We start from the raw sequence: 23,536 nt of genomic DNA on the forward strand, positions 1-23,536 counted from the left end.
GCCGATCACCGGGTATCCGGAGACCCGGATCGCCGGTGATCGGCGATCGACGGCCCGGTGAACACGGCAGCCACTCCCCGCATGACTCCCCAACCCCACTTTGGACGGATGTCGACATGACTACACACCCCCCTGACTCCCTGGCCACTGCCACCACTCCACCAGCGGACGGTCAGCCCCCGGAGCAGTCAGGTCTGAAGGCCGGTCTCAAGAACCGCCATCTGTCCATGATCGCCATCGGTGGTGTGATCGGCGCCGGCCTCTTCGTGGGCTCCGCCTCCGGTATCGCCGCCGCCGGGCCCGGCATCCTGCTGTCGTATGCGCTGGTCGGAGCCCTGGTCGTCTTGGTGATGCGGATGCTCGGCGAGATGGCCGCGGCCAACCCGACCTCCGGCTCGTTCTCCGCCTACGCGGACCGGGCGCTGGGCCGCTGGGCCGGGTTCTCGATCGGCTGGCTGTACTGGTTCTTCTGGGTCGTCGTGCTCGCCGTGGAGGCGACCGCAGGTGCCGTGATCCTGGAAGGGTGGGTGCCGGCCGTACCGCAGTGGGCCTGGGCACTGATCGTGATGGTGGTCCTCACCGCCACGAACCTGGTCTCGGTCGGTTCCTTCGGCGAGTTCGAGTTCTGGTTCGCGGGCATCAAGGTCGTCGCCATCGCGGGCTTCATCCTCCTCGGCGGCCTGGCGATCTTCGGTGTGCTGCCCGGCTCCGACAACGCCGCGACGGGCCTCGGCAACCTCACCGAACACGGCGGCTTCCTGCCGAACGGGCCCGGAGCGATCCTCACCGGCATCCTGCTGGTCGTCTTCTCCTTCATGGGCAGCGAGATCGTCACCCTCGCCGCCGCTGAGTCCCCGGACGCGCGGCGGGCGGTCGCGAAGGCCACCAGGAGCGTGATCTGGCGGGTCGGCGTCTTCTACGTCGGCTCGATCCTCGTCGTGGTCTCCCTGCTGCCGTGGAACGACCCCGCGATCGAGGAGAAGGGGTCGTACGTCGCGGCCCTGGACTCGATCGGCATCCCGCACGCCGGCGAGATCATGAACTTCATCGTGCTGACCGCCGTGCTGTCCTGTCTCAACTCAGGCCTCTACACCGCCTCCCGGATGGCCTTCTCCCTGGGCCAACGCGGCGACGCCCCGCAGTCCTTCGTACGGACGAACGCGCAAGGTGTCCCGCAGGCCGCGATCCTGGCCTCCGTGGCCTTCGGCTTCGTGGCGGTCGCCTTCAACTACCTGTGGCCGGACACGGTGTTCCAGTTCCTGCTGAACTCCTCGGGCGCGGTCGCGCTCTTCGTGTGGCTGGTCATCTGCTTCTCGCAACTGCGGATGCGGGGAATCATCCTGCGCGAGAGCCCGGAAAAGCTCGTCGTCCGGATGTGGCTGTTCCCCTATCTGACGTGGGTGGCGATCGCGATGATCTCGTTCGTGCTCGTCTACATGCTCACCGACGACAAGGAGGGCGGCGGACGGAGCCAGGTGCTGCTCTCCGTTCTCGTGGCCGCGTTGGTGATCGCGGTCTCGTTGGTCCGGGAGCGGATGCGCCCGGAAAGCACCGAGGACGCGGTCGCGCCCCGGTAGCCGCCGCGGGCTGCCACACGGCGTTCCAGGCTCCCCGCCGTCTTCGGCGGGGAGCCGTCACTGTTCCGGGCGTGGGTCGCGCGCGGGCGCCGGTGAGCGGAGCCGCACGGAGTCGCGAAGGGCGGCCAGGTGTCTCGCCTGAGAGGTTGGGGACGCGGCCGGCGGGTGGTTTGTCTGCGAGCGCGGTGTGTCCGCGGTGGTGATTGCGGGTGTGCAGTCAGTCAGGGAATGCCTCACGTCGTTCGGCTCCCCGAAGGCTTGTCGGCGCAGGCCTTCCGGCGTGAAGTGCCACCGGGTAGCACCTGGTGGCACAGCGCACTGTCCTGGTCGGTATGAGCGTTCAGCCCGAAATCACCCAACGGGATCTGCGCAGCCGGTCCCGAGAGATCATGGACGCCGTACAGGGCGGCCAGTCGTGCACCGTCACCCGCGACGGACACTCGATCGGTCGGCTCGTCCCGCTGCGCCTACGCCGTCGGTTCGTCTCCCGCCAGAAGTTCGCCGCGACGTCCAGGACCGCGCCCGGCATCGACCTCGACACGTTCCGCGCCGACCAGGACGCCACGGCCGACACCCACCCGGGCGATCCCTATGCCCGCTGACCGCTCGACGTATCAGCAGGGCCTCCTCGACACCGACATCGTGATGCTGCGCCGCTGGGTGGCCCCCGAGGAACTGCCGGACGAAATGGCGATCACCGCCATCACCCTGGCCGAGTTGTCCGCCGGCCCGCACGAGGTCCGCCGCAACGACGAACGGAGCGGCTACGACGAACACGCCGAACGCGCCCGCAGGCTCGACGTCCTGCAACGCGCCGAGAACGAGTTCGACCCCCTCCCCTTCGACGCCGACGCGGCCCGCGTCTACGGCCGTATCCGTGCCGCGGTGATCGGCGCGGGCCGCAGGCCGCGCCGCCGGGTGGCCGACCTGATGATCGCCGCCATCGCCGTGGCCGAGGACCTTCCCCTCTTCACCACCGACCCCGACGACTTCAAGGGGCTGGACGACCTCCTGACCGTCGTACCGGTCACCCGCCCGCAGACGCCCCACGAAGGCTGACGCCAGGGCGCCGGGCCGGTGGGGGTTCAACGGACTTCGTGGTGTGAGCGTGGCGCCGCCGCGATCACGCAGTGGGGCCGGTTGGGGAGCAAGCCCCTCGAACCGGCCCCCGGCCGGAGTGCTCCGGCAGGGTTCGAACCTGCGACCCCCGCTTCAGCTTGACGTTTAACCTCGCAGGTCACCCGACCTGCTGATCCGCGGTTCTTCCCGGAACAGCGGAGGCGGCCGTTCTCTCGCACTTCGTTACTCGACATCTCGAAGCGTGGCGAACGGCCGCCCTGCACATGCCCGGATCTCGCTGATCTCAGCAGGTCGGGTGACCAGCGACGTTAAACGTCAAGCTGACACGCTGCTTGCCATGATTGACGATCTGATCGGCACGCAGACACCGATGCGCTGTATCACGGATCCTGAAGAGGCGATCGCGGTGCTGGAGCGCGCTGTTCCTGGATTGGTCGAACACCGCCGACCAGTGCCCGCCGTGCTCGACTGGGCTTTGCTCGAAGAAGGTCTGGGCACCACGCTGCCCGCCGATTACAAGCGCCTCGCCGAGTGGTACCCCACCTTCGCCCTCGGAGACTTCCTCCTCGTCGGTCTTCCTGAACCGGGCGGAGAGCACTACGGGCTCCGCGGTATACGTGACGACCTTGAAGGGGTCATTCAGGATTGGTGGGACGCCGACATGTCCATCGGCCTGCGCCCACATCCGGCACCGGGTGGTCTCCTGCCGTGGGCGGAGTCCAACGAGGGCGACAAGTTCCTTTGGAGCGCGACCGGTGACAACCCGCAGCAGTGGCTTGTCACCATCGCCTCTCGAAACGGTGGCTGGTGGCACTACGAAGGCGGCGCCGTCCAGTTCCTCGCTGAGTACTGCGACGGCACGTTGGAACCCTGGGCTCTGCCTCCGGTCGACCCCGAAGTCACTCCCTGCTGAGCGCTTTGCAGGCCGTCGTCAGGCGCAAGAAACGACGACCACCTTCGCACACCACCTTCCCCAGCTCTCATCCTGTCCGCCATGGGCCGCGTCTGCTCGGCTCTGCCTGGGGCGACGGTGGACGGGATGGGAGCTCCCCGCGCACGCCACTACGGGCCCGCAGCCGGAAACGGCGCCCCCTCCATCCCGGTGCCGACCGATCCCCCGCCGGAGGCATCATCTTGTGCCCGCGGATGACGTCCCGCCCCTGCCCGCATGCACGTAGCGTGCCGCCGGGCGCGGCCAGCCGGGGCGAAGACAGGAGGCAGGCCGCGCCCGCGCCGTGCGCGGGCCTTGAGACGCGGAGAAAGACGCCACGGCCTTGAGGATCTCGTTCGCCCGCCTGAGCTCGGCGTTCTCCTTCTTCAACCGCTTCAGCTCGGCCGACTCCTCGGTCGTGGTGCCGGGCCGGGTGCCGACGTCGATCTGGTCCTGCCGTACCCACGTGCGCAGCGTCTCGGTCGTGCCGATGCCGAACTTGACCGCAACGGCTTTCCTCGCGGCCCACTCGGTGGCGTAGTCGAGTCGCACCTCGGCGACCCTGCGCACCGCGCGACGGCGCAGCTCAAGCGGGTACGGGGAAGGAAGTGCCATGACTCGATCCTCTCGAATGATCGAGTCTCTACCGAACCCGGAACGGTTCACTGGCCGTGGACGGATGTGAACGAACTCCCGGAGCCGTGGAAAGCGGCGCCCACCCGGCGCGACAGCCGGGCTACCAGCAAGGTCGCAAGCAGAAATCTCCCCTCTGAACAAGGGACAAGGGTTCGTCAGCAAGTTGATGAACCCTCACGTAATTCGAGGTTAAATCACTGCCGGAACTCACGCCCCACTATTTACGCTGGGGCGGCTACGCCAAGTGGCGCAGCGGCTGCAGAAGTGCCCGGGGAGGGGCACCGACCGCAGTTGTCGGGGGGCGAGAGATACGGGAGGGGCCCGCTGTGCGTCAGGGAAATTTCCCGGCGCGTGTAGCGGCCGGTGCTGTTCGTGCCGTCGATCTTCCGAGAAACGGCCGGAAACCCATCGTGGGCCCACCGTCTCGCCGTGCCCAGAATCCGTTCCATGAATGGTGAGGAAAAGCTGTGAGACGCATGACCCCCGTCCTTTTGTCCCTCAGCGCCCTGCTGGCGGCCTCCGCCTGGGCCGCACCCGCGGCCGGAGCCGCCCCGCAGGCCGACCGGCCGGCGGCCGTCCCCAGCGGGTGGGAGAAGATCGACGCCACCGAACTGGCGCACATCGCCCAGAACACGGACGCCCGGCAGGTGCCGCTCGCTGCCGGCGACGATGTCTCCACGCAGGCCGAGGAGCCCGAGCTGCTGGCCATGCGGTCGCTCCGCAACGAGAAGTTCGTCTCCACGGAGAAGACGTACCCCGCCCCCAACACCGGTGTGCTTCGGGCCCGCTCCGCTGAGTACAACGGCTCCTGGGAGGGCTTCGCCTTCGAGTGGGACGAGGTCACCAGTACGTACGCGCTGAAGTCCCTGGCCAACGACCGCTACGTGGCGGTCGAGAAAAACTTCACCGGCAGCGCGCAGAACGAGCTGCGCGCCCGCTCCACAAGCGTGGGCGGCTGGGAGCGGTTCGTCCTCTACTACAACGAGAGCCTGGACCGCTGGGCGCTCCAGTCCACGTTGAACGGTCTCTTCGTCACCATGGAGAACAACTACACCGGCTCGCTCCAATACGTCCTGCGCGCCCGCTCCGGCGGGATCTCCGGCTGGGAAGAGTTCAACCTCTACAGCCTCGACGCCTGACGCCCGCGCGTCCGGCACAAGCGGTAGGGAGACCGCTGGGCGGATCATCCCGTGAGGTGCGTGGAGGCGGGGGATCACGATGAGCAACAAGAAGGCCCGGGTCAGTGATCCGGGCCTTCGCTCCGGAGCGGGTGACGAGAACCAAACTCGCGCTCTCGGTTTGGGAAGCTTGGGTGCTTCAGCCTCGCTCCATCGCGAGACCAGAGATCCCGCGGTGGATCGAGGCTCAATGGGCGAGTCAAGCACCATCGAGTGCCAGCAGCAGCCGAAGAAATAACGCGGCACCTTCCTGACCTGCACGCGCTCCGGCCGTTGCCCTTCTGGCCTGCGGGTTGGCGGTCGGCGGCTGTCGTCGCCCGTCAGCGTTGAGTGCCCTCGCACGGCCCGGAGACGGCCCAGCCGGATGTGTCGGGGTCACGGCCACCGTCCGGCTGTTCCCAAGGGGTTGTCAGTACCGGGTGGCAGGATGCCGTGCCATGACCGCACCGATCAGTGAGTCGTGGACGCGAATCGAGAACTGGCTGGCCGAGCACGCGCCGGCGACCTGCGCCGCGCTGGCGCCGCCCGCGGATCCGGCGGACATCGCCGCGACCGAACGCGTCATCGGCCGGCCACTGCTGAGGCCCTTGGTGAGGTCGCTGCTGCGGCACGACGGTCTCCTCAACCATCGGGGCTCGCTGCTGCCGGCGTTCTACAGACCGATGAGCGCACGCGAGATCGCGGCTGCGTGGCAACTTCTCACCGGCTTCTACGACCAGCGCACGGCGGATGAGAAAGGAGAGGAGGCGGACTACGACTTCATGAAGATCGGGTCCAGCAGCGTCCTGTACGGACACCCGCAGGTGATCCCCATCGCGCGGGACCTCGGCGGGGGTCACCTCGTGCTGGACCACCGTCCCGAGATCGACCGGGGGCGCGTCCACGAAGCCGAGGCCGTGGAAGGCATCATGCGCGTATCGCACGAGATGTGGACGTCCCTGCCGCTGCTCATGGAGGCGATCGCCACCTCTCTCGAGACCTCCCGGCCCCTCAACGGCTACACGCCCGTAGTGGACGAGGAGCAGAGGCTGTCCTGGGACCTCATACCGCTGCGCAGTGACCGGACCCTGCATCGGTCATGACGCGCAACGGGCAGTGAGGCCGGTGGGGTTTTAATGGCCCAGTCAACTGACGGGCTGCCGTCCATCCGCAAGGACGGCAACCCACGCCGGGCACAAGTTTCAGGGACCAGCCTCATCCTTGTCAGGTCGATCACGGGGAGTCGGCAACGTCGGCCAACCGGCTATGCGCTTTGGCCGATCGTTCCTGAGGGCCGGCGCCGACCGCCATCGGGCGATATTCGGGAGAGCAACTCTCCGTTCGCTCACGCAAACGGCCTCGGGTGAGGAGTCCGAGGCCGAACAGAGCGCCTTCCTGGGGGAGAAACCCCAAGTCAGCGGCGTACTGCGCTGTGCCCCCGGCAGGATTCGAACCTGCGACACCCGCTTGAGGAGTTCGATCCGAGCCCGCTTCAACTGCTGCCGGCGACTGGTGCGGCGGTCGGACAGAGACGTTGGTGTACGTCCCCGTCCGGCGTCATTGATGGCACTCGTGGATGTCAGAAGCCTTCTGATCCGTGGCTATAGCGGGATCGGTCATCGGCGGTCGTACCAGTCGTCTCACGGCTACGGAGGGGCACAGCCGGATGGAGACGGTCGCTGTGGTTGCTGTACTGCGCTGCTGTACTCTGGCCCGCTTCCCGGTCATCTACGCGCAGTCGGGTCCGAGACCCTAACCTCGGCCTGGACGCGAGGTGATTGAACATCATGAATCGGCAGACACCATGCTGAGAGTCGAAGAGCTGGAGGCCGCGCTTCCGTCGATGACGCCGTGGCGCGCGGCGGCGCGGCGTAGCGTGGACTGGTCGGCCCTCGAGGCGGACCTGGGTACGGCGTTGCCGTCCGACTTCCGTTCCCTGGCGGAGGCGTACCCGGTGCTGGTTGTCGACGATTTCCTCGTGGTGTCCATTCCTCGGCCTGGTGCCGAGGCGTCATGGGCGTCCGGGGTCAGGGACGAGTCCGAGATCTTCCAGGATCTGTACGAGATGGGCGACACCGAGGGCTACGTTCCCTACCCGGAGGCGGATGGCCTTGTCAGTTGGGCAGAGTCCAATTCGGGGGACTGCTTCTACTGGAGGATGAGCTCTCCCGACCCGGACGCTTGGCCGGTGGTCGTCCGCGGAGCCAACGGCGACTGGTCGGAGTTTCCGGTCGGTGCCGTGGAGTTCCAGGCCGGTGTGTACCGGCGCACCATCGACGTGCCGGGCATGCCCAGGAGCTTTCCGAGCGACGGCCCGAAGGTGCTGGGCCTGAGCGACCGCATCGACTGATCGGCTAAAGCTCCACAGACACATGTGAACAGCGGTCGCCCTTCCCCGGCACGCTGTCACCAGTTTGGAAGATCGCGTAACCGGATGCCGCCTGACCTGGCAATAGGCTGATCTGCGCGTCCCCGGGATACTCGCCGACGTTCCCCGTTGTTCCCCGCCTGTGGCCGTCCGATCGGGCACGCAGGGGGCACACGTGGCCCTCTCCCACGCTCGTGGCCTAGGAGCGTGTACTTCCCGCGCTGAGCTTACTCAGCGCTCACGCGGTCGGCGGAGTCTCACGAGCCCAGTCGAAAGGCATCGGCGTGCCCTGCGGGATCACCCAAGGGTAGGGATAGCGAGCCTGACAACCGGTGCAGCGCGCGACGAACGGACCGATCTCCGGGTTCGAGAGAACGCTGTAGTGGCTGGAGGGTTGAGCCGGGAACATGTGCCCGTTCGCCGTCGTCTCCAAGCCGGGCCATTCCGGCGAGCATTGGCACGGGAGCTCTACCGCGAACGGGTCGCCGTCAGTAGTCTTGGCCGTGCTCTTGAAGAGTTCGGCGAAGTTCTCTCGTATCGACATGGCGGCGGCCTCCCCCTCACTCACGTTCCAGTAGCTTCTCACGGTGAGGAGACCGCTAGGGCGTGGCTCCCCAGTACCACGGCGACGATCAGGCAGGCGACAGTGACGCCGGCGGCGATGCGCCGCTCTGCAAGAAACTGGCGCGGCATGCAGAGAACCAGCACCGCACTGGTCCACGCGGCGTACACCAGCTGGGGGAGCCATGCCTCCGCCCGGTCGTTCACCAGGTAACAGTTCTCGGCCCTCGGTCCGGTATCGCCGAAGTAGAAGAGGCAGTCGTTTCCGAAGTTCTCAGACAGCAGCGCAGTGAGCCCCCACCACACGGTGGCGAGGATGGCTGCGGCCACCGCGACACCGAAGACGGAGCAGCCGCCAGGACTACGCGGTGTGGCTGTGTCCATCCTCTGATCTCCCCCGATGAGAAGTTGTCGCCGAGAGTGTGCCAGTAGGGTTCTTCGGAACCTTCGGCACCCGCTGACCAGTGCCAACGGTTGGGGCTGTTGCCGTGCCCCTGTGACTGCCGTTCCCATGCTTCTCTGCTCGATGGGGCACGGCTTCCACCGGCCCTGACTCAGAAGCCGAAGAAGTGAAGGGCCGGGTCTCTGACCTGCGGCCGTGCAAACGATCAACGCTGCGACCTGCGACTTAGCCGTCGGTGGTTGTCAGCGTTGGTCGTCGTTGAGCGCCCTCGGACGGCCCACAGACGGCCCGTCGTACGGCGAACGGGCATCCGCGACGTTCAGCCCTGCTGCCTGCCGAGACGCTGCCGGGCTATGCTGCGGAACGGCCACCGGACCATGCCATTGGCAGGGCTATGCAGACGGCGCCGTCCGGGGCGATGCGGCCGAAGGTTCCGATGGCTCGCGCTGCGGGAACCGACCGATTCCCCCAAGGGGCCGGAGGGGGCCATGAATCGTCTGCTCGGTTTCGCAATCGTCTGGGCGGCTGTCTATGGGTCGATCACCTTCGGGTCGGGGGAGTCCGGCGAGGATCGGCTGATGAGTCTTGTCGCTGCGCTCCCGGCGTGGGGTTATATCGGCTTCCGTGTCATGCGAGAGATCCGGGGGATCAGGGAGGACAACAGGTCGGCACGTATGCGCAGGGAGGAACGGAAGCGCATCGGGAGGGACGAACTGCTCGACGCCGTAACGCGGTTGGTTGCCCGCGGTCCGCAGCCGCTGGAGTGCGGCGTAGCGGGGCATGGGGCAGGGCACCTGTGTCTTGCCGTTTCCGGAGAGGTCGCGCTGGCCGATCTGGTCGAAGAGATCAGCCGTCGGTACGGGCCCTCGCGCAACCTCGCCATGGGTGGGTACGCCGATCCGACGGTGGACGCGACGGCAGGACTGCCCCTGCTCACCCCCTTCGGCAAACACGTGGTGGACATGCGGGCCTGGACCTACGGGAGTTGGTGGATCGGGGGCGGGACCGCGGACAGTGGTGACGGCGTACGGCGCGTGGTGCTGGTCGCTGAACGGGCCGAGTCGGTCGTGGACGGGTCGCCGGCCGATGCCTCGTGGGTGGAGCGGGTCGTTGCCGTGACCGGCTGGGTCGGAGACAGACGGGTACGGACGATCGACTGGGCGGCTGTGGAGCAGCGCCTCGGCACTGCTCTGCCCAGCGACTACAAGCAACTCGCCGAGATTTTCGGTCACGGGGACTTCGACGGTTTCCTCAGCTTGTACGTTCCCGATGCTGGTGTCTCAGGCGTGGACATCGTCGACCATGCCGAGTATCTGGCCCGGGATGCCTCTCAAGAGGACACGCGTCTGCGGCGGCCGTATGACGTCTACCCGGCTCCCGGCGGGCTCCTTCAGTGGGCTGCGTCCGAGCAGGCGGACCAGTTCTACTGGCTCACCGAGGGCAACGACCCGGAGGGCTGGCCCGTCCTGGTGCAAGAGGAGGATCCCGACTCCTGGCGCCGGTTCGACTGCTCGGCCGCCGAGTTCGTCTTCCGCATGTTGACCGAGCGCGGGCATCCCTACTCGACCGCCCGGTATTTCGACACGCACTGGTTCCAGAGATACGAACCGTGAGCGCGCGGTGTCCGGTCCGACTGGGCGATGCAAGTTGGCGCGCACATGGCCACGCGGTCGGCAGAGCGGCTTTGGGCGGGAGTTGCTTTGGGGCGAGTGATCATGGCCCCGTAAGCTTCCGGCGCGTCGGGCAGTCTGTGGACCTGCCCGGTAAAGCACGACGTTGGGGCCATGATCTTAGAGGCTCGCGCCAAAGTGGCTGCCTGAAGTCGCGGAGCCGACCGCCCCAGCCACGACGCGTTCTGACCTCATGCACTGTGTGCCTGCCTCTTGGGCGGGCGCGGGCGGCCGGCGGTGCCGAGCGGGGCGGAGACAGGAGCGCGGGCGCCGTCGGCCGCCCGCGCCCGCCCGGAGGAGCGAAGCGACGACGGGTGCTTGAACCCGTAGAGAAAGTTGTAACTCAGTCACTGGGTTGTCAGTGCGTACAGCTACGGTGAGGCCCCTGAGCCGATCGAAGGAGCGTCATCTCCGCTGAGAGCTCTTTGAAGCCGCTGCTCAGTCTCGTGTCCGCTGAGCACGGGGCAGATGAGCAGGTGGACTGGCGTGAGGTTGAGGAGGCTCTAGGGGTTGGTCTCCCGAGTGACTACAAGGCGTTCATGTCCGTCTACGGCGCGGGTGACATCGGGGAACTCGGCATCTTGGGGCCGCTGCCCGTCGACTTCTTGCAGTGGGACCCGGGCAACATCCTGGACAGCACGCCTGCGTTCCGGGACCTGTGGGACAGGGAGGGCGGTGTCCCCGGCATCGCGGCGGACAGCAGTTCCGTCCTGCCTTGGGGCTCCGGTTGCAACGCTAACGAGTTGGGCTGGCTGATGCTCGACTCGGACCCCGACAACTGGCCCGTGGTGGTCTGGCGCCGGCAGATCAGCTACGGCGACACGCGATGGAAGCTCTTCGACTGCGGCATGGTCGACTTCCTGGTCAAGATGATGCGCGCCGAGTTCGATGCGTGCCCTCTTGGTGACGCCTCCCTCTGGGGCGAGACGGCTCCCTTCGTCCACTGGCGCGAGCAGCAGCGACGCTGGCTTGCAGGTCTCGACCCCGAGACGGGTGAGCCGGACCCCATCGTGCAGGACTTCCTGAAGTGGCCAGCACCCTGACCGACGGGACAGTGCCAACCTGGCGCTGATCCAGTCCGACACTGCCTCAGTTGGTCGTGCGGGGCTTGAAGTCGTGCGTACAGGCCGGGAGTTCGATGCCCTGTCGGTGTGCGAAGGGCAGGAAGACCACTGGGCGGATGGTCCAGGTGATGCGGGTGTCGGCGTGGGTGATCGTCACTTTGCAGGGCTCCTGACGCAGTAGGGCGCGCCTGGTTTCGCTGTGGCCGTCGTGGAGCCATGCCCATGCCTCGTCCGAGGCGTCAGAGTCGAGGGCCGGTGAGATCGTGCGGAGTGCGACGGCTACCCACCTGTCTGCCTGGGGCGCCGAGTACGCGCCGAAGGAGGCGCGGAAGGCCGGTTTCTCCGTCGTTTCCCCGAGGCTTTCCGTCCAGCATCGGCACCAGCAGCCGCGGGTGGGCCCGTCCATCAGCACGGGCAGCCCCCTGGTCGAGTGTCGGTGAAGAGTTCCGCGGTGACGGTGTAGCCGTTCCGGCTGCCGGGGACCACCACTCGGTGGGCGTGGCTGCGGGACCGGAAGCTCGCCGACCGCACCCGGGAGCGGAACGAGTCGGTGGTGCGGCTGCACATCCTGCCCACCTTCGGGGCCGGGAGCGTGGCCGACGTGACGACGGCCCGGGTGCGCGGCTGGCGCGGCAAGCTCCTCGCGGCCGGCGTCGGGGAGCCGACGGTGGGCAAGGCGTACCAGCTGCTGCGCGCCCTGATGAACACGGCCGTGGACGACGAGCTGCTCCGGCGCAACCCGTGTCGCATCAAGGGCGCGGACCGCTACGACGTGCCCGAGCGGCCGGTCCTCACGGTCGCGGAGGTCTTCGCCGTCGCCGCCTCCCTCGCGCCGCGCTACCGGCTGCTCGTGCTCCTGGCGGCCTTCACCACCCTGCGGTTCGGGGAGCTGGCGGCCCTGCGGCGCCGGGACGTCGACCTGGAGGGGCTGATTCTCACCGTGCGCCGGGCTCAGGCCGAGCTGCAGGACGGCCGGCTCTTCGACAAGGCGCCGAAGTCCGTGGCCGGGGTGCGCGCCGTCTCCTTCCCGGCCGAACTGCTCGACGCGGTCACGCGCCCCCTGGAGCAGTTCGCCGCTCCCGGCCGCGACGGGCACGTCTTCGTCGGGCCGCAGGGCGGGCAACTGCGGCGCAGCAACTTCCGGGACGACTGGGTCAGGGCCCGGAATACTGCGGGCGTCACGGCCGAGCTGCACTTGTTGAGTCGGCCCGGGGCGCGGTGCCGGGATTGCTCCCGGTCCGTCTCCCCGGACCGCTCGCCGAACCCGCCGTACCGATCTCTCGGTAACGGGCTCTCCACGGTGTCTGCCGTCAGGCAGTGGCGGGCCAGGGGGTTGGGATCTTGTTGCCCCGGTAGGTGTAGCGGGAGACCGCCACCTTCTCGATCCGGAAGAACTCGACCCCATCCGCCGCGATCTGCCAGCGCCCGGTGGCGGCGGCCAGATGGCGGCGGAGTTGTCCCCAGTTCCAGCCGTGGCGGGCTCTCAGCAGGTGGGCGAGTCTCCAGAACGTGAAGTCGTCCAGCTTGCGGCTTTCAGGATCTCGTTCGACCGCTTGAGCTGGGCGTTCTCCTTGCGCAGGGCCGTCAGCTCTTCCCGCTCGGCGGTGGTGAGCACATCGCCCCGCTCGCCGGCGTCGGCCTCGGCCTGCCGGATCCAGTTGCGCAGGGCCTCGTGGTGCACGCCGAGTTCCTCGGCCAGACGGCGGATCACGGGCTTCGGCTCGGCCGTGCGGTACATCCGCACCGCACGCTCACGCAACTCCAGCGGGTATTTCCTCGGTGCGGGCATCGTGTGGGCTCCTCTCATGAGACCCATCCGACCCTCTGTCACCCTCCACCGCATCTCGGGGGAAACTCAGGCCCCGGGGCGAGACCCTGAATCCGGAGGGATGTCCGCTCCGGTTACAGAGCTGTGAGCAGGTGGGTGGGAACCCGTAGCCTGGGACCACCAGCAGCACACGGTTCTGATCAAGCGGAGGGGATGCCGATGACCACAGCTCCTAGCGGTGTGCCTCACCCACCGTCCTCGTCGCACCCGCTGCGGACCATCCGTGACATCCGGGAGTCCTTGCCGGAGGACCAGCGTCGGCATTTCGACGCGGAGCTCGCCGACACGGAGATCGAGGCACTGCCCAAGATGCTTCACCGTTGGGTGACACTGAGCAACGACGGCTTCGAGCAGTTCCTGCTCTCCCGGCCGTTCGAGGGTCTGGAGTTCGGCGCGCGTTCCTACGACGAGCAGACGGACACCGAGTGATCTACCTGTTCGACACCAACGTCGTCGCCGAACTCACGACCCGGGCCACGCCCGACCCGCGCGTCCTGACCTGGTTCAGGTCCACAGCCCGGCCCAACCGCTTCCTGAGTGTGATCACTGTGGCCGAGATCGAGGGCGGCGTGGCCGCCGCCCCGGATCCCGTACGCCGGGCACGCTATGCCCGAGCGCTTGCTGCGGTACGGCACGAATACCGCGACCGCATCGCGCCGATCGGCGAATCGGAAGCGGCTGCCTACCTGACCATCCACAAGACGCTCAAAGCCGCAGGCACCAGCATCGACCCACCGGACGCACTGATCGCCGCCACCGCCCTGGCCAACGGGTGGACGGTCGCCACCCGCAACATCAAACACATGGCCCGAACCGGGGCCCTGGTGGTCAATCCATGGGAAGAGAAGCTGTAGGCGGTACTCAGGGCACGAGCCACCCTGCTGGTGCCGTCCCGGGGTTGGCGCAAACTCTCTTCTTGTCTTCAACCGCTCCGGGATTCCGCCGACCCATAGCGGATCGCCATGACTCACAGGTCGACGAGGCGGCTGGGTGGTGTGCTGTAAACGCAGAGGCTCTCCCGCCCATCGGACGGAAGGGCCTCTGACCAAGCGTTTCTCTGTGCCCCCGGCAGGATTCGAACCTGCGACACCCGCTTGAGGAGTTTTCCCGGAGCGGGGCTGTGACCTGCGGAGACGCGGGCCGCAGGGTGTCTGACCGGGGGAAGGACTCCTCAGCGGTCCTCACGTGTTCACGGTGCTTCCCGTCCTCATGTGTGCCGAATCCGTGCCGGTGAGTGTGCTGTCCGGCGAAGGCCACGGGGTGCTTGGGGCCCGGCGAGCGGCCGGAGTGAGGGGCGGGCGTCCCGTCAGACCTTCTCGACTCGCACGGAGTGGCCCGCGAGGAGTTGATTCATGTCGTCGGTGTCGGAGGTGAAGACAGTTGCCTGGGCCCCCTGTGCGGCTTCCCGCCCGGCCACAGCCGCCAGGACGGCGTCGATGGCGTACTTGTGCCCATGCAGGCCGGCTGCCTTCAGCATGTCGCGCGCCATGGCGATCACCTGGTCGTCCGTGTGTACGACGCGGATCCGGGACAGCGTCCAGTGCCACAGCGCCTGCCTCGACGCTTCGCGCGGGTCCCAGGCCTCCAGGGTCGTGAGCGTCGAGGTGACGATCGGGATGTCGAGCCGCGGAGCCGTCTTGAGCAGCGCAGCCATCTCCCGATCGCCCTGAACCGCCTTGGAGAGAGCCTCGGAGTCGAACACGAAGACGCGCTGCCGTGGCCGGGGCAACTTCGCTCGGACAGCGCGGCTCACGCGGCCTCGCCCGAAGCCGACCGTTGCTCGTCATGCCAGCCGTCGATGGCGGCGATGCGATCCAGCGCTGCCTGCTGCTCGTCGTCCGTCACGGCGCCGTGCTCTTCCTCGAGACGGTCGGCCAACTCGCGCAGTCGGTCCATCGCGTCCTGATGAGCGGCGGCGGCCGCGATGTAGCCGGACACCCCGCGTGCGTCGACGCGCTCCTTGATCGATTCCACCAGCTCTTCCGGCACGGTGATGGTGATCTTCCGAGTTGCCATACTTCAAGTATGCCAGGTTCCGGGTGGCGTGGCCTGACTCCTCGAAGAAGCCGGCTCCGAAGAGTAGGGGTGCACGGGATGCCGCCCTCCACCCGGGCGAGGACTCCGGCTCGGCCGGCCACGTCCCGATCGGGCGCAGATGCCTCACGACCCGCGACAGGTCGTGGGGCACGGCGTGAACATCCACAGCGGCCGCGTACTCGCCCACGCCCTGGCCGTCGACCGCGACGGTGCGAACGCCCGTCGATACTCAGCTGAAAACGGTTTAGCGTCGTCACCGGCGGAGTCTGCGCCCACGGTCGGACGACCGCCGGAGGGCTCTTCCCGGCCGGCACGGCCCCGTATGTCGGTGGCTTCGTCTACCTTCCCATCATGACGCTGAACGAAATCACTCGATCTGCGATCCTGCAGGCTGTTGCGGAGTATGACCGACTCGGTCGGGATGCGTTCCTGGAGAGATACGGATTCGGACCGTCGCGTAGCTACCTGCTCGAGATCGATGGCAAGCAGTACGACTCGAAGGCCATCGTGGGGGCGGCGCACAGCTATCTGTCCGGCCGGGATCCTCTGGGACGCGACGAGTTCTCCGGCGGCAAGGACCACGCTGCCAAGCTGTTGAGCGACCTCGGATTTGAAGTCGTGGTCCGTACGGCGGGCTGAGCCCTGACGGCACCCGACATCGAAGGTTGCCGAATCTGCGACCTCAGCACGAGGAAACGGTGCCAGTGGCTCTCCGGAAGGCAGGAGAGCCACTGCGACGTGGGCTGATCAGTACTGGTCCGGTGCGACCGGAATGCGTTGAGCCGCGAGTTGTGCCATCCGCGACAGATGTTCGCGGTCATCGCGGCGAACGAGCCCGGTGCCCGAGGCCGTGCGTCTCCCGTACCGGCTCGCCCCCGGGCAGCGGATCGTTCTGTTGACGGTGTTCCGTAAGACGAGGATGCGTGAGGCGGCGGAAGTCGAGCGCGCGCACCAGGCCCAGAGGGTCTGCGAGGCCGAGCACGGCCGGGCCGAGCACACCTACGAGCGGCGCGAGGAGAGTTGATGAATCACAGCACGTGGAGGACGCGCCGGGCCCGGCAGCTTGCGGGTGAGGCGGTGGAGTACGACCAGGAGTACGTCGACGCGCGGCTGGCCGGCGATCTCGGGCAGGCGGTCTACGACCGTCGGATCGAGCTCGGCCTGTCCCAGGCCGAGCTGGCCGAGCGGACCGGGATGACGCAGCCTCAGGTGTCCCGGATGGAGGGCGGCGACACCGTGCCCACGCTTCCGCTGCTGCGACGCCTGGCCATGGCCCTGGACGGCACCCTGAACCTGGCCATCGACGAGGGCGACTCCCGCGTCACCTTCACCCCGCACGCCGTCTGAAACCGAACCGCCAAAGGCCCCGGACCGTGATCGGTCCGGGGCCTTTTGGCTGGTGCCCCGGCAGGATTCGAACCTGCGACACCCGCTTTAGGAGTTCGGTCAGCGGAGCACGTGGGATGCTCCTACTCGGGCTTCGGGGGGTTGCTGATCCACCTCTGACTACCTGGATCCATGACTGTCCGACGACGTTGATGTCAGCTGGTGATGTCAACCTGCCTTGGAAAAGTGGCTGTTCATGAGATGACCTACAGGTCTCTCGCACGGTGCGCGCGTGTGAACTTGTGAAGTTTGGCTCTGTCCGCGAGAACGGGCAACGGATGTACACCGGTTCGGGAGGCAGCCGCCGCCCGAGAAGGAATCGAAATGTTCACGGGTTTCGACAGCAGCACGGGCACGGAGAGGTTGCTGCTGCATCGGTGCGCCGGCTTCAGGCCGGTGGAAGTGGCCCTGCGACGGTGACCGTGCCGGTCCACCAGTCGGGTTGATCGGGTGCGTGCCAGAGGACGCCGAGCCGGCAGCGGGTGAGTTCCTCCGCCTTCTGGACCAGGGCCACCTGCGCGATGTCCGGCTCGGACGAGGGCGGAGGACCGGCGAGCGCGCCGTCGGCGATGCCGGTCGGCCCGGTGAAGTGGACGGCGTACCTCCATCCGTCCGGGTTCCGGTACAGGACGAGGCTGGTCGGCGTCCCGAGGGTGCGCCAGTACGGTCGCCGTTTGCTCGCCATGCCGGCAAGGTACTGCGGACCCGCCGCCCATGCGGCGCGTCCGGCGTCACCGGGAACGTACGTGCCCCGGCTGTCCGGATAAACGCATGGCCGGGGGCGAGCGTGACGCGGCAGGATGCTCCGCATGACATTGCCCACTCCCGAGCTGCGCACCGCCCGCCTGCGACTGCGGCCGTTCACTGCCGCCGACGCGGCGCCGCTCTACGCGCTGCACAGCAGCGCTCACGTGCTGCGTTACTGGGACTCCCCGCCGTGGACCGAACCGGCCCGCGCCCAGCGCTTCATCGCGACCTGCCGGACGATCGAGGAGGAAGGCACGGGAGCGCGGGTGGCCGTCGACCGTGTCTCCGACGGCGCGTTCATCGGCTGGTGCGGCCTGACCAGCTGGAACCCGGACTTCCGCAGCGCGTCCCTGGGCTACGTCTTCGACGCCGCCGCGTGGGGCCACGGCTACGCCACGGAGACCGCGCACGCCGTCCTGCGGTGGGCGTTCGACACCCTGGACCTGAACCGTGTCCAGGCCGAGACCGACACCCGCAACGTGGCGTCCGCCCGGGTCCTGGAGAAGCTCGGCTTCGTCCGCGAAGGCACCCTCCGCGAGGACTGCGTCGTCAACGGCGATGTCTCCGACTCCTGGGTCTTCGGCCTCCTCCGCCGCGAGTGGCACCCGACGGCCAGCCGCTAGGACCGAGACCTGCCCGCCTTTCGGTCCGCACCCCACCGAGGTCACCGTGGGCCGCTCCTGCGAGCTCAACGTCTTCGCTTGCTCCACCGGTCCCGGCCATCCGAACCGCTGGAGCATCCAGTAGCTCGTAGGGCCCGCCTGGAGCGGCGACATTCTCATCGGCGCGCGGGTGCTGTCGCTTCTCGTGAACATCGAACACGCCGCGGCCCGGGTGCCTCCCGAAGCACTGAACAACTGCTGTCGAAACCGGTGAACAAAGCCAGAAGTTCGCGGCGCCGGGCAGCAGTGGAACGGTTTGGTGTCCGCCGGCGTCTCCCCTCTCCGGGGCACGGCGGCCGTGCCCCGGAGAAGGGGAGATCGGGTGCGTACGGGCGACTTCGCCAAGTGGACAAGGCGGTTCGAGGACGAGCGCGAGCGCAGGCGCGCCCAGGGCGACCCGGACTGGGAGCAAAGCGCGACGCTGCATCCGGCGGTGTGGGCCAGCATTCAGCGCTTCCAGGTCGGCGAGGACGGTGACGGCGCCAACCTCGTCGGCAAAGCGGACCAGGCCGGCGACGCCGACTACGCGCAGGCAGTCCGGCTCTTCGTCGCCGAGGAGCAGAACCATGCCCGTCTCCTCGCTCGGCTGCTGGCTGCGGGTGGTGTACCGACGTTGACCGGCCACTGGAGCGACACGGTCTTCGTACGGCTGCGGCGTCTCCTGGGCCTGCGCATGGAACTGCTGGCGCTGATGATCGCGGAAGTGGTGGCACTGCGTTATTACCGGGCCCTGCGCGATGGCACCGACGACTCGCTCACTTCGGATGTGGCGGGGCGGATCCTGTCCGACGAGCAGCGCCACGTCCCGTTCCATTGCGAGCGACTGCACGCCTCCCTGGCGGAGCTGCCCCGCGCAATGCGCCGCCCGGTGATGGCCCTGTGGCGGCTTCTTCTGCTCGCGGTCTCCCTCGTCGTCGCCGCCGACCACGGTCCGGCGCTGCGACGCCTCGGCATCGGACGCCTGCGATTCGTGGCTGATGTCGCGGCCTCGTCCGGCGCGGTCGTCTCCGCGGTGCTGGCGCCCCACCCGGATGCATGGCGAGCGCGGGCTGACAACATACAGCCCACCGCTTCCCGCCCACCTCTTTAGGAGTTTTCTCTGGGCGGGGCTGTGACCTGCGCAAACTACCGACGAAGAGCGGTTGACCTGCGGAAACACGCCTCGCCGGTTCTCGCGTTTTCGCAGCGCTTCTCGGCCTCATGTGTGCTGTATGTGTTCCGGAAGGCATCGTGGGTCCGCACCCCGAACCACACTGGTAAGAGCCGCCGTTGCCGGCTTGCACTGCCCAACCGATCCGGTCAGTGCCGCGCGTAAGGCGCTTACGCTGTGGCCTCCGGTTTCGCCGGCGCGATCCCGGCGATCAGGTCCACGACCATCGTCTTGATCTGGTCGCGGATGGGACGTACGGCCTCGACGCCATAGCCGGCGGGGTCGTCCAGCTTCCAGTCCAGGTAACGCTTGCCGGGGAAGACGGGCAGGTGTCGCCGCAGCCCATCGTGACGCACACGTCGGATTCCTCACCGCGTCGACGGTGAGGATCATGATTGGTGGACTCGGCGCGACCGCCCGCTCCATTTCCGGCGGTGGTCGCCTCCGCCCGACGCGTTGCGCGTGGTTTTGCTCCTGACTCATCCCTCAGGGCCGAGGGCGCACACCGTCGTCACACCCCGGACAGTCCTCGGTGTCGAGGGCCTGGACCGTCCGGCAGTGGTTGCAACTCCAGTGCGTCGGGGCGGGCGTGGCCTGATGCGCGTCCTTCGGACGGACCGACAGGTCGGCGTCCCGGCGCAGCGCCTCCACGATCGAACCGTTGGGGTCGAGACGTGGTACGGCAGAGATCAGCATTCTCGCCGCCAATCGGTGGTCCGCCGACTCCGAGGAAGCGGCCCGTGCCAGGAGCGAAAGGCGCCGATCGCCCGAGGTCATGAGGGCGACGGCGTGGAAGAGGGCCGCCCGGTGGCGAGGCCAATGGGTCATGTTCCTGTCGAACAGTTCCTGACCGTCCCACGGAACGCGACCTCCCTCCAGGTTGATCAGCACGTTCGCCGCCGACCACGCCATCCACGAGGAGTCCGCTTCCAGGCACGCCAGCAACGCCGTCTGCTGGGCGTCCGTGAGGACCTGCCCGACGCCGGGGATGGGCGAGGGCTTGACCAGAGGCGGTGTGCCCGCGACGAGCCATTCGTCCAGCAGGGCACCGGGCGCGGTGATCTGCTGGAGGTGACGAGCCTGGGCGGCCACGGCCGCCTTGTCGATGCCGTACGCGTCAGCCGTCGCGTCGAGCCACGCCCGGCGCTCCGCCGCGCTGTTGTGGGCGAAGGCGCGGTCGATCTCGTTCGCCGGGGAACCGGAGTATCTGGTCGCCGCGAGAAGGTCGCCGAGGGCGGTGAGCGACCAGAAGTCCCCGCCTGTGGACTCCGGGCACGGGCCGTGGAGCGACACGAGGTCGGAGAGGAGAGCCGCCCTGTCGTTCCGGGCGCCGGATGCCCAGTCTCGCAGCTGGGCGGCGATGTTCCCCCAACGCCGACTCGTGTCGAATCCCGCGCGTGCGAGTACGGCGTAGATCCTCTCGGCGACGTGCCCAGGCGTGTGCATCGCGAGGGCGAACACGTACTCACCCGCGTCGTCGGGAAGCTCTCCCAGGTGCTCGGCCGCGCCTAGGGCGACCTGCTCGAGCCCCGGCGTGAGGCGGTCGCCACCGACCATCTCCCAGTTGTGCCGCCCTTTCTGCACCATCTCGGAGTCCTGCGGCAGGGGAAGCGCCAGCACCGCGCGGAGCGCGTCGATCTCCGCTCCGCTCAAGGGGGACGCGTCCGTGCGGGCGTCCGTCAGCGCGCACAGGGTCCGGGCGATCGACTCGGCGGTGTCATCGAGCTCGGACAGTTCCACAAGGTCCGCTCGCCGACGCCGCGACGTCGAGGGCAGGGCCAGCAGACACGCGGCCTCCACGAAGGGCCAAGGTCCCGCGTTGCGCGTCTTGTCCCACAGCGCCGGGAAGAACTCCGGGGGTTTGCCGGGGCCACGTGGGAGTACCGGCTCGTCCGCGAGCGCGCCGAGGGCTCCGTCCGTGAGCTGGTCCAGGGCCCGTTCCAGCTCGCCGTCGGAAAGAGTCACGACACCGCGCGCCGCGAGGTCAGCCACCATGAGGGTGGCCTCCCGCTGTGTCTCGCCGACGTCGAGCAGAGCCTCGGCCGTACGGGAATCGAGTCCGGCGGCGAGTGCGATAGCCCCGTCGGAGTCCGTATGGACGAGGGCGTGGCGCAGCCAGTCCCGCAGTTCCTCGGCCCCGCACGACCGTGCCCACATGGCCGTTGCGATCTCGGCGAAGACCTTGCTGCGGGCGGTGAGTTCGCCCGCGCCGTTCACCACGAACACGGCGACGTGCTCGTCCCAGAACCGGAGCACGTGCTCCGCCACCTCGCCGGCTGCGGCGGGCGGCATGGCCCATCGCAGCGGGTCCCTCAGCATGCCGGTCAGTGACTCGAGGGCACGTCCCGCTGGAGGGGTCGCCTCGCCGTCGAGGAGCCGTCCGAGCGTGACGAACCCGTCGAGGAGCATGCCCGTCGTCAGGGCGGGTGCCCAGGGCCGGGCCGGGTCGAGCGTCCCCCGTAGCCGCTCCCACCGGTGCACGGACTGTTCCACCGCGCGGTGCAACAACGCCGCACGCCCTTTGGGGAGGTCGGCGTCCGGCGCGTTCGCGCAGACGAGGGCGAGCAGAGCGGCGAGCAGCGGCACCGCGAGCAGATGCGCGTGCTCCTCCTTCGCATCCTTGATCCAGGCGCGTCGCGTTGCCAGGAAGGCCGCTCGGTCCGGCCCGGGAATCCGTGCCTCGGCACAGGCGACGAGGACGCTGTCGACCGTCGCGCCGAGATCCTTTGGAGGCGCGAGCTCGACGCGCGGCAGGCCGAGCCGGGCCGCGGCCCCTTGCGCGTTCATCCGTGTCGTGACCACGAACCCGCAGGAGGGGTGCAGAGACGCGAGAATCTCTTCGAGTTGTTGCGCGACCCACGGCGCGCGCGCCCCGCATTCGTCCAGCCCGTCGCAGAGGAGGAGCACGCGCCCTTGGCCGATCTTCTCATGGAGGTACGCGGCGAGCGGTCCCCGGTCCGCGTCCGGCACGGTGTCCGCCACGGCGTCATCGACCAGGCCGTCGAGGGTCAAGCGCCCCGGCTGTCCCTTCAGCAGACGCGGCAGCGACACGGGGATCGGGGCGGGGGCGTCGACGTGGCTGGCGCAGTGGGCCGCGATCTCGCGTACCGCCACCGACTTGCCTGAGCCCGGTTGCCCCACGATGAGCATGCGGCGCCAGCGCCTCAGGTATTGGAGGAGGAAGGAGGAGGTACGCTCGCCCTCCACGTCGATCCGGAGGCCGCCGACGAGGTCGTCGACGACGAGGGGCGGGAGGTCATCGGCGAGCAGGCTGAGGTCGATCCGTCCGGCCTCCGCTGTGAGCCGGGTGCGGTACGCGTCGACGGCGTTCCGACGGGAGGCCAGACGCATTGCCACCGGACCCCCCTGGCCCGGGAGCACGGTCACCCCCGAGGCGGTCAGGGCGGCGACCCAGTCCTCGGCGGAGCTCCCGAGCGCCTCGCCCGCTTGCCGGTGGAAGAGGTCGGCCAGGGCGCTCACGGCACGGTGTCCCTGCGCGTCCGCGACGACGAGGTCCATCAGGGCAGCCAGGAGGTCACGGTGCGGTGCCGGTCCGGTCGAGCCGGGTAGGTGGAGGATACGCGCCCGGTCGAGGACGAGCCTGCGGACCCGCGACGGAAGCCGGTCGGTGAGGAGGGCGAGGGCCGTGGACTCGTCACCAGTCTCCATGCGCAGGCCCGCACGGTGGCGTCGCAGAGCCCGGTCGAGGTTCTTTACCGGCCCGACGAGTTCCTCGCCGGCGATGACCAGAAGATCGTCGGGACCGAGCGTCGGAACCTGTTCCACCCACCCTGTCAGTGTCTCTTCCAGCGGACGCCCTCGGTCGATCTTCCGCTTCGCGGACACGTAGGCGTGGCGCCCGTCGGAGAAGGTGACACGGATGTCGTCGGTTGGGTCGCTGGTCTCGAAGTCCAGCCGGACGGGCCACACCCCTGCGGGCACGTCCAGCCCCGACACCGGGCGGCCACGGAGCCCGTGCACTGCCAAGTGCGCGGCCAGCTCGCACCGGAAGACACTGCCGACTTCCCCAGCCTGCCCCGCCCTGCTCACACCGACCGCACTCCGCCCGACCGACCCACACCGCTTGCTCCGGACCTCCGGCGGAGCACCGCCCCATGGTAAGACGTCACACCGAGAGGCGGGGGCGAGACAAGGACGGTTCGCGTTCGGGCGCCTGAGTCCTCGTGGTCTCCGCCCTGTGAAGGTCCGGGCGCGATCAGCGTCCGCCCGGACCGGTACCGCGACGCACGGGCCATGGCCAGGGTCCCGCAGCCGGGGC

At 68.4% G+C, this 23,536-nt stretch carries 24 protein-coding genes and 4 pseudogenes; 17 read left to right on the forward strand and 11 right to left on the reverse strand.

Annotated elements, in window-relative coordinates:
• Positions 1-116 precede the first annotated feature (116 nt).
• The 4 genes from WJ438_RS23535 (at position 117) to WJ438_RS23550 (ending at position 3,570) form a co-directional block, all read left to right on the forward strand.
• Positions 117-1,577 (forward strand): amino acid permease, encoded by a 1,461-nt coding sequence (locus WJ438_RS23535; protein ID WP_406726994.1) that lies wholly within the window; start codon positions 117-119, stop codon positions 1,575-1,577.
• A 332-nt stretch (positions 1,578-1,909) separates the two neighbouring features.
• Entirely contained in the window at positions 1,910-2,179 is a 270-nt protein-coding gene (locus WJ438_RS23540) for a type II toxin-antitoxin system prevent-host-death family antitoxin (RefSeq protein ID WP_406726995.1), read from the forward strand.
• On the forward strand, positions 2,169-2,636 hold the full coding sequence (locus WJ438_RS23545; protein ID WP_406726996.1) for a type II toxin-antitoxin system VapC family toxin: 468 nt from the start codon (positions 2,169-2,171) through the stop codon (positions 2,634-2,636). Before WJ438_RS23540 ends, WJ438_RS23545 begins: the two co-directional genes overlap by 11 nt.
• Positions 2,637-2,994: 358 nt before the next feature.
• On the forward strand, positions 2,995-3,570 hold the full coding sequence (locus WJ438_RS23550) for an SMI1/KNR4 family protein (protein ID WP_406729785.1): 576 nt from the start codon (positions 2,995-2,997) through the stop codon (positions 3,568-3,570).
• A 303-nt stretch (positions 3,571-3,873) separates the two neighbouring features.
• Here WJ438_RS23550 and WJ438_RS23555 read toward each other — a convergent pair.
• Positions 3,874-4,203, reverse strand: a pseudogene (locus tag WJ438_RS23555) (IS3 family transposase); the annotation flags it as partial.
• Between the two features lie 497 nt (positions 4,204-4,700).
• Between WJ438_RS23555 and WJ438_RS23560 the strand changes: the two are divergent.
• The 3 genes from WJ438_RS23560 to WJ438_RS23570 all read left to right on the forward strand — a co-directional run bounded on the left by WJ438_RS23560 (position 4,701) and on the right by WJ438_RS23570 (position 7,731).
• The gene (locus tag WJ438_RS23560) at positions 4,701-5,363 is read left to right on the forward strand and encodes a fascin domain-containing protein (protein WP_406726997.1); all 663 of its coding nucleotides are present in this window, start codon (positions 4,701-4,703) and stop codon (positions 5,361-5,363) included.
• Between the two features lie 476 nt (positions 5,364-5,839).
• The gene (locus WJ438_RS23565) at positions 5,840-6,484 is read left to right on the forward strand and encodes an SMI1/KNR4 family protein (RefSeq protein ID WP_406726998.1); all 645 of its coding nucleotides are present in this window, start codon (positions 5,840-5,842) and stop codon (positions 6,482-6,484) included.
• A gap of 701 nt (positions 6,485-7,185) precedes the next feature.
• Positions 7,186-7,731 (forward strand): hypothetical protein, encoded by a 546-nt coding sequence (locus tag WJ438_RS23570; protein WP_406726999.1) that lies wholly within the window; start codon positions 7,186-7,188, stop codon positions 7,729-7,731.
• A 256-nt stretch (positions 7,732-7,987) separates the two neighbouring features.
• Here WJ438_RS23570 and WJ438_RS23575 read toward each other — a convergent pair whose 3' ends face one another.
• Positions 7,988-8,317, reverse strand: coding sequence for a hypothetical protein (locus tag WJ438_RS23575; protein WP_406727000.1), 330 nt, complete (start codon positions 8,315-8,317; stop codon positions 7,988-7,990).
• A 14-nt stretch (positions 8,318-8,331) separates the two neighbouring features.
• Positions 8,332-8,640, reverse strand: a complete 309-nt coding sequence (locus WJ438_RS23580) for a hypothetical protein (protein WP_406727001.1) — start codon at positions 8,638-8,640, stop codon at positions 8,332-8,334.
• 651 nt (positions 8,641-9,291) lie between these two features.
• Here WJ438_RS23580 and WJ438_RS23585 point away from each other — a divergent pair.
• Positions 9,292-10,326: an SMI1/KNR4 family protein gene (locus tag WJ438_RS23585; RefSeq protein WP_406727002.1), complete on the forward strand. Its 1,035-nt coding sequence runs from the start codon at positions 9,292-9,294 to the stop codon at positions 10,324-10,326.
• 533 nt (positions 10,327-10,859) lie between these two features.
• Positions 10,860-11,426 (forward strand): SMI1/KNR4 family protein, encoded by a 567-nt coding sequence (locus WJ438_RS23590; protein WP_406729786.1) that lies wholly within the window; start codon positions 10,860-10,862, stop codon positions 11,424-11,426.
• A 46-nt stretch (positions 11,427-11,472) separates the two neighbouring features.
• Here the strand turns inward: WJ438_RS23590 and WJ438_RS23595 are convergent, their stop codons facing one another.
• Both WJ438_RS23595 and WJ438_RS23600 read right to left on the reverse strand, forming a co-directional pair.
• On the reverse strand, positions 11,473-11,853 hold the full coding sequence (locus WJ438_RS23595; RefSeq protein ID WP_406729787.1) for a hypothetical protein: 381 nt from the start codon (positions 11,851-11,853) through the stop codon (positions 11,473-11,475).
• Positions 11,853-11,945, reverse strand: a pseudogene (locus WJ438_RS23600) (ATP-binding protein); the annotation flags it as partial. The pseudogene WJ438_RS23600 and the gene WJ438_RS23595, both read right to left, overlap by 1 nt.
• 55 nt (positions 11,946-12,000) lie before the next feature.
• Here WJ438_RS23600 and WJ438_RS23605 point away from each other — a divergent pair.
• A complete protein-coding gene (locus tag WJ438_RS23605; RefSeq protein WP_406727003.1) occupies positions 12,001-12,960 on the forward strand; it encodes a hypothetical protein in 960 nt (319 codons plus the stop codon).
• On the opposite strand, the gene WJ438_RS23610 is transcribed toward WJ438_RS23605, so the two are convergent.
• Positions 12,931-13,236, reverse strand: a complete 306-nt coding sequence (locus WJ438_RS23610; protein WP_406727004.1) for a transposase — start codon at positions 13,234-13,236, stop codon at positions 12,931-12,933. The genes WJ438_RS23605 and WJ438_RS23610 overlap by 30 nt on opposite strands.
• Positions 13,237-13,434: 198 nt before the next feature.
• Here WJ438_RS23610 and WJ438_RS23615 point away from each other — a divergent pair, with 198 nt between their 5' ends.
• Together WJ438_RS23615 and WJ438_RS23620 are read left to right on the forward strand one after the other, a co-directional pair.
• Entirely contained in the window at positions 13,435-13,704 is a 270-nt protein-coding gene (locus tag WJ438_RS23615; protein WP_406727005.1) for a hypothetical protein, read from the forward strand.
• Positions 13,701-14,129 (forward strand): PIN domain-containing protein, encoded by a 429-nt coding sequence (locus tag WJ438_RS23620; RefSeq protein ID WP_406727006.1) that lies wholly within the window; start codon positions 13,701-13,703, stop codon positions 14,127-14,129. Before WJ438_RS23615 ends, WJ438_RS23620 begins: the two co-directional genes overlap by 4 nt.
• Before the next feature lie 452 nt (positions 14,130-14,581).
• On the opposite strand, the gene WJ438_RS23625 is transcribed toward WJ438_RS23620, so the two are convergent.
• Positions 14,582-15,028 carry a hypothetical protein gene (locus WJ438_RS23625; protein ID WP_406727007.1) on the reverse strand — a complete coding sequence of 149 codons (447 nt, stop codon included), beginning with the start codon at positions 15,026-15,028 and terminating at the stop codon, positions 14,582-14,584.
• Complete coding sequence (locus tag WJ438_RS23630) at positions 15,025-15,291, reverse strand: hypothetical protein (protein WP_381360068.1); 267 nt, start codon at positions 15,289-15,291, stop codon at positions 15,025-15,027. Before WJ438_RS23630 ends, WJ438_RS23625 begins: the two co-directional genes overlap by 4 nt.
• A 372-nt stretch (positions 15,292-15,663) precedes the next feature.
• Between WJ438_RS23630 and WJ438_RS23635 the strand changes: the two genes are divergently transcribed.
• From WJ438_RS23635 to WJ438_RS23645, 3 genes and pseudogenes are all read left to right on the forward strand, one after another.
• Positions 15,664-15,951 (forward strand): hypothetical protein, encoded by a 288-nt coding sequence (locus WJ438_RS23635; protein WP_406727008.1) that lies wholly within the window; start codon positions 15,664-15,666, stop codon positions 15,949-15,951.
• Between the two features lie 205 nt (positions 15,952-16,156).
• Positions 16,157-16,336, forward strand: a pseudogene (locus WJ438_RS23640) (type II toxin-antitoxin system RelE/ParE family toxin); the annotation flags it as partial.
• Positions 16,336-16,659 (forward strand): helix-turn-helix domain-containing protein, encoded by a 324-nt coding sequence (locus WJ438_RS23645; protein WP_406727009.1) that lies wholly within the window; start codon positions 16,336-16,338, stop codon positions 16,657-16,659. The pseudogene WJ438_RS23640 and the gene WJ438_RS23645, both read left to right, overlap by 1 nt.
• A 427-nt stretch (positions 16,660-17,086) precedes the next feature.
• Here the strand turns inward: WJ438_RS23645 and WJ438_RS23650 are convergent, their stop codons facing one another.
• Entirely contained in the window at positions 17,087-17,383 is a 297-nt protein-coding gene (locus tag WJ438_RS23650) for a hypothetical protein (protein ID WP_406727010.1), read from the reverse strand.
• Between the two features lie 124 nt (positions 17,384-17,507).
• Here WJ438_RS23650 and WJ438_RS23655 point away from each other — a divergent pair, with 124 nt between their 5' ends.
• On the forward strand, positions 17,508-18,068 hold the full coding sequence (locus WJ438_RS23655; protein ID WP_406727011.1) for a GNAT family N-acetyltransferase: 561 nt from the start codon (positions 17,508-17,510) through the stop codon (positions 18,066-18,068).
• Between the two features lie 361 nt (positions 18,069-18,429).
• On the forward strand, positions 18,430-19,197 hold the full coding sequence (locus WJ438_RS23660; RefSeq protein ID WP_406727012.1) for a ferritin-like domain-containing protein: 768 nt from the start codon (positions 18,430-18,432) through the stop codon (positions 19,195-19,197).
• A 230-nt stretch (positions 19,198-19,427) separates the two neighbouring features.
• Here WJ438_RS23660 and WJ438_RS23665 read toward each other — a convergent pair.
• Both WJ438_RS23665 and WJ438_RS23670 read right to left on the reverse strand, forming a co-directional pair.
• Positions 19,428-19,647, reverse strand: a pseudogene (locus WJ438_RS23665) (phosphotyrosine protein phosphatase); the annotation flags it as partial.
• A 96-nt stretch (positions 19,648-19,743) separates the two neighbouring features.
• A complete protein-coding gene (locus WJ438_RS23670; protein ID WP_406727013.1) occupies positions 19,744-23,307 on the reverse strand; it encodes an NACHT domain-containing protein in 3,564 nt (1,187 codons plus the stop codon).
• Between the last annotated feature and the right edge of the window lie 229 nt (positions 23,308-23,536).

The sequence above is a fragment of the Streptomyces sp. GD-15H genome (genome assembly GCF_045291515.1).
In the GTDB taxonomy this organism is placed as follows: Bacteria; Actinomycetota; Actinomycetes; order Streptomycetales; family Streptomycetaceae; genus Streptomyces.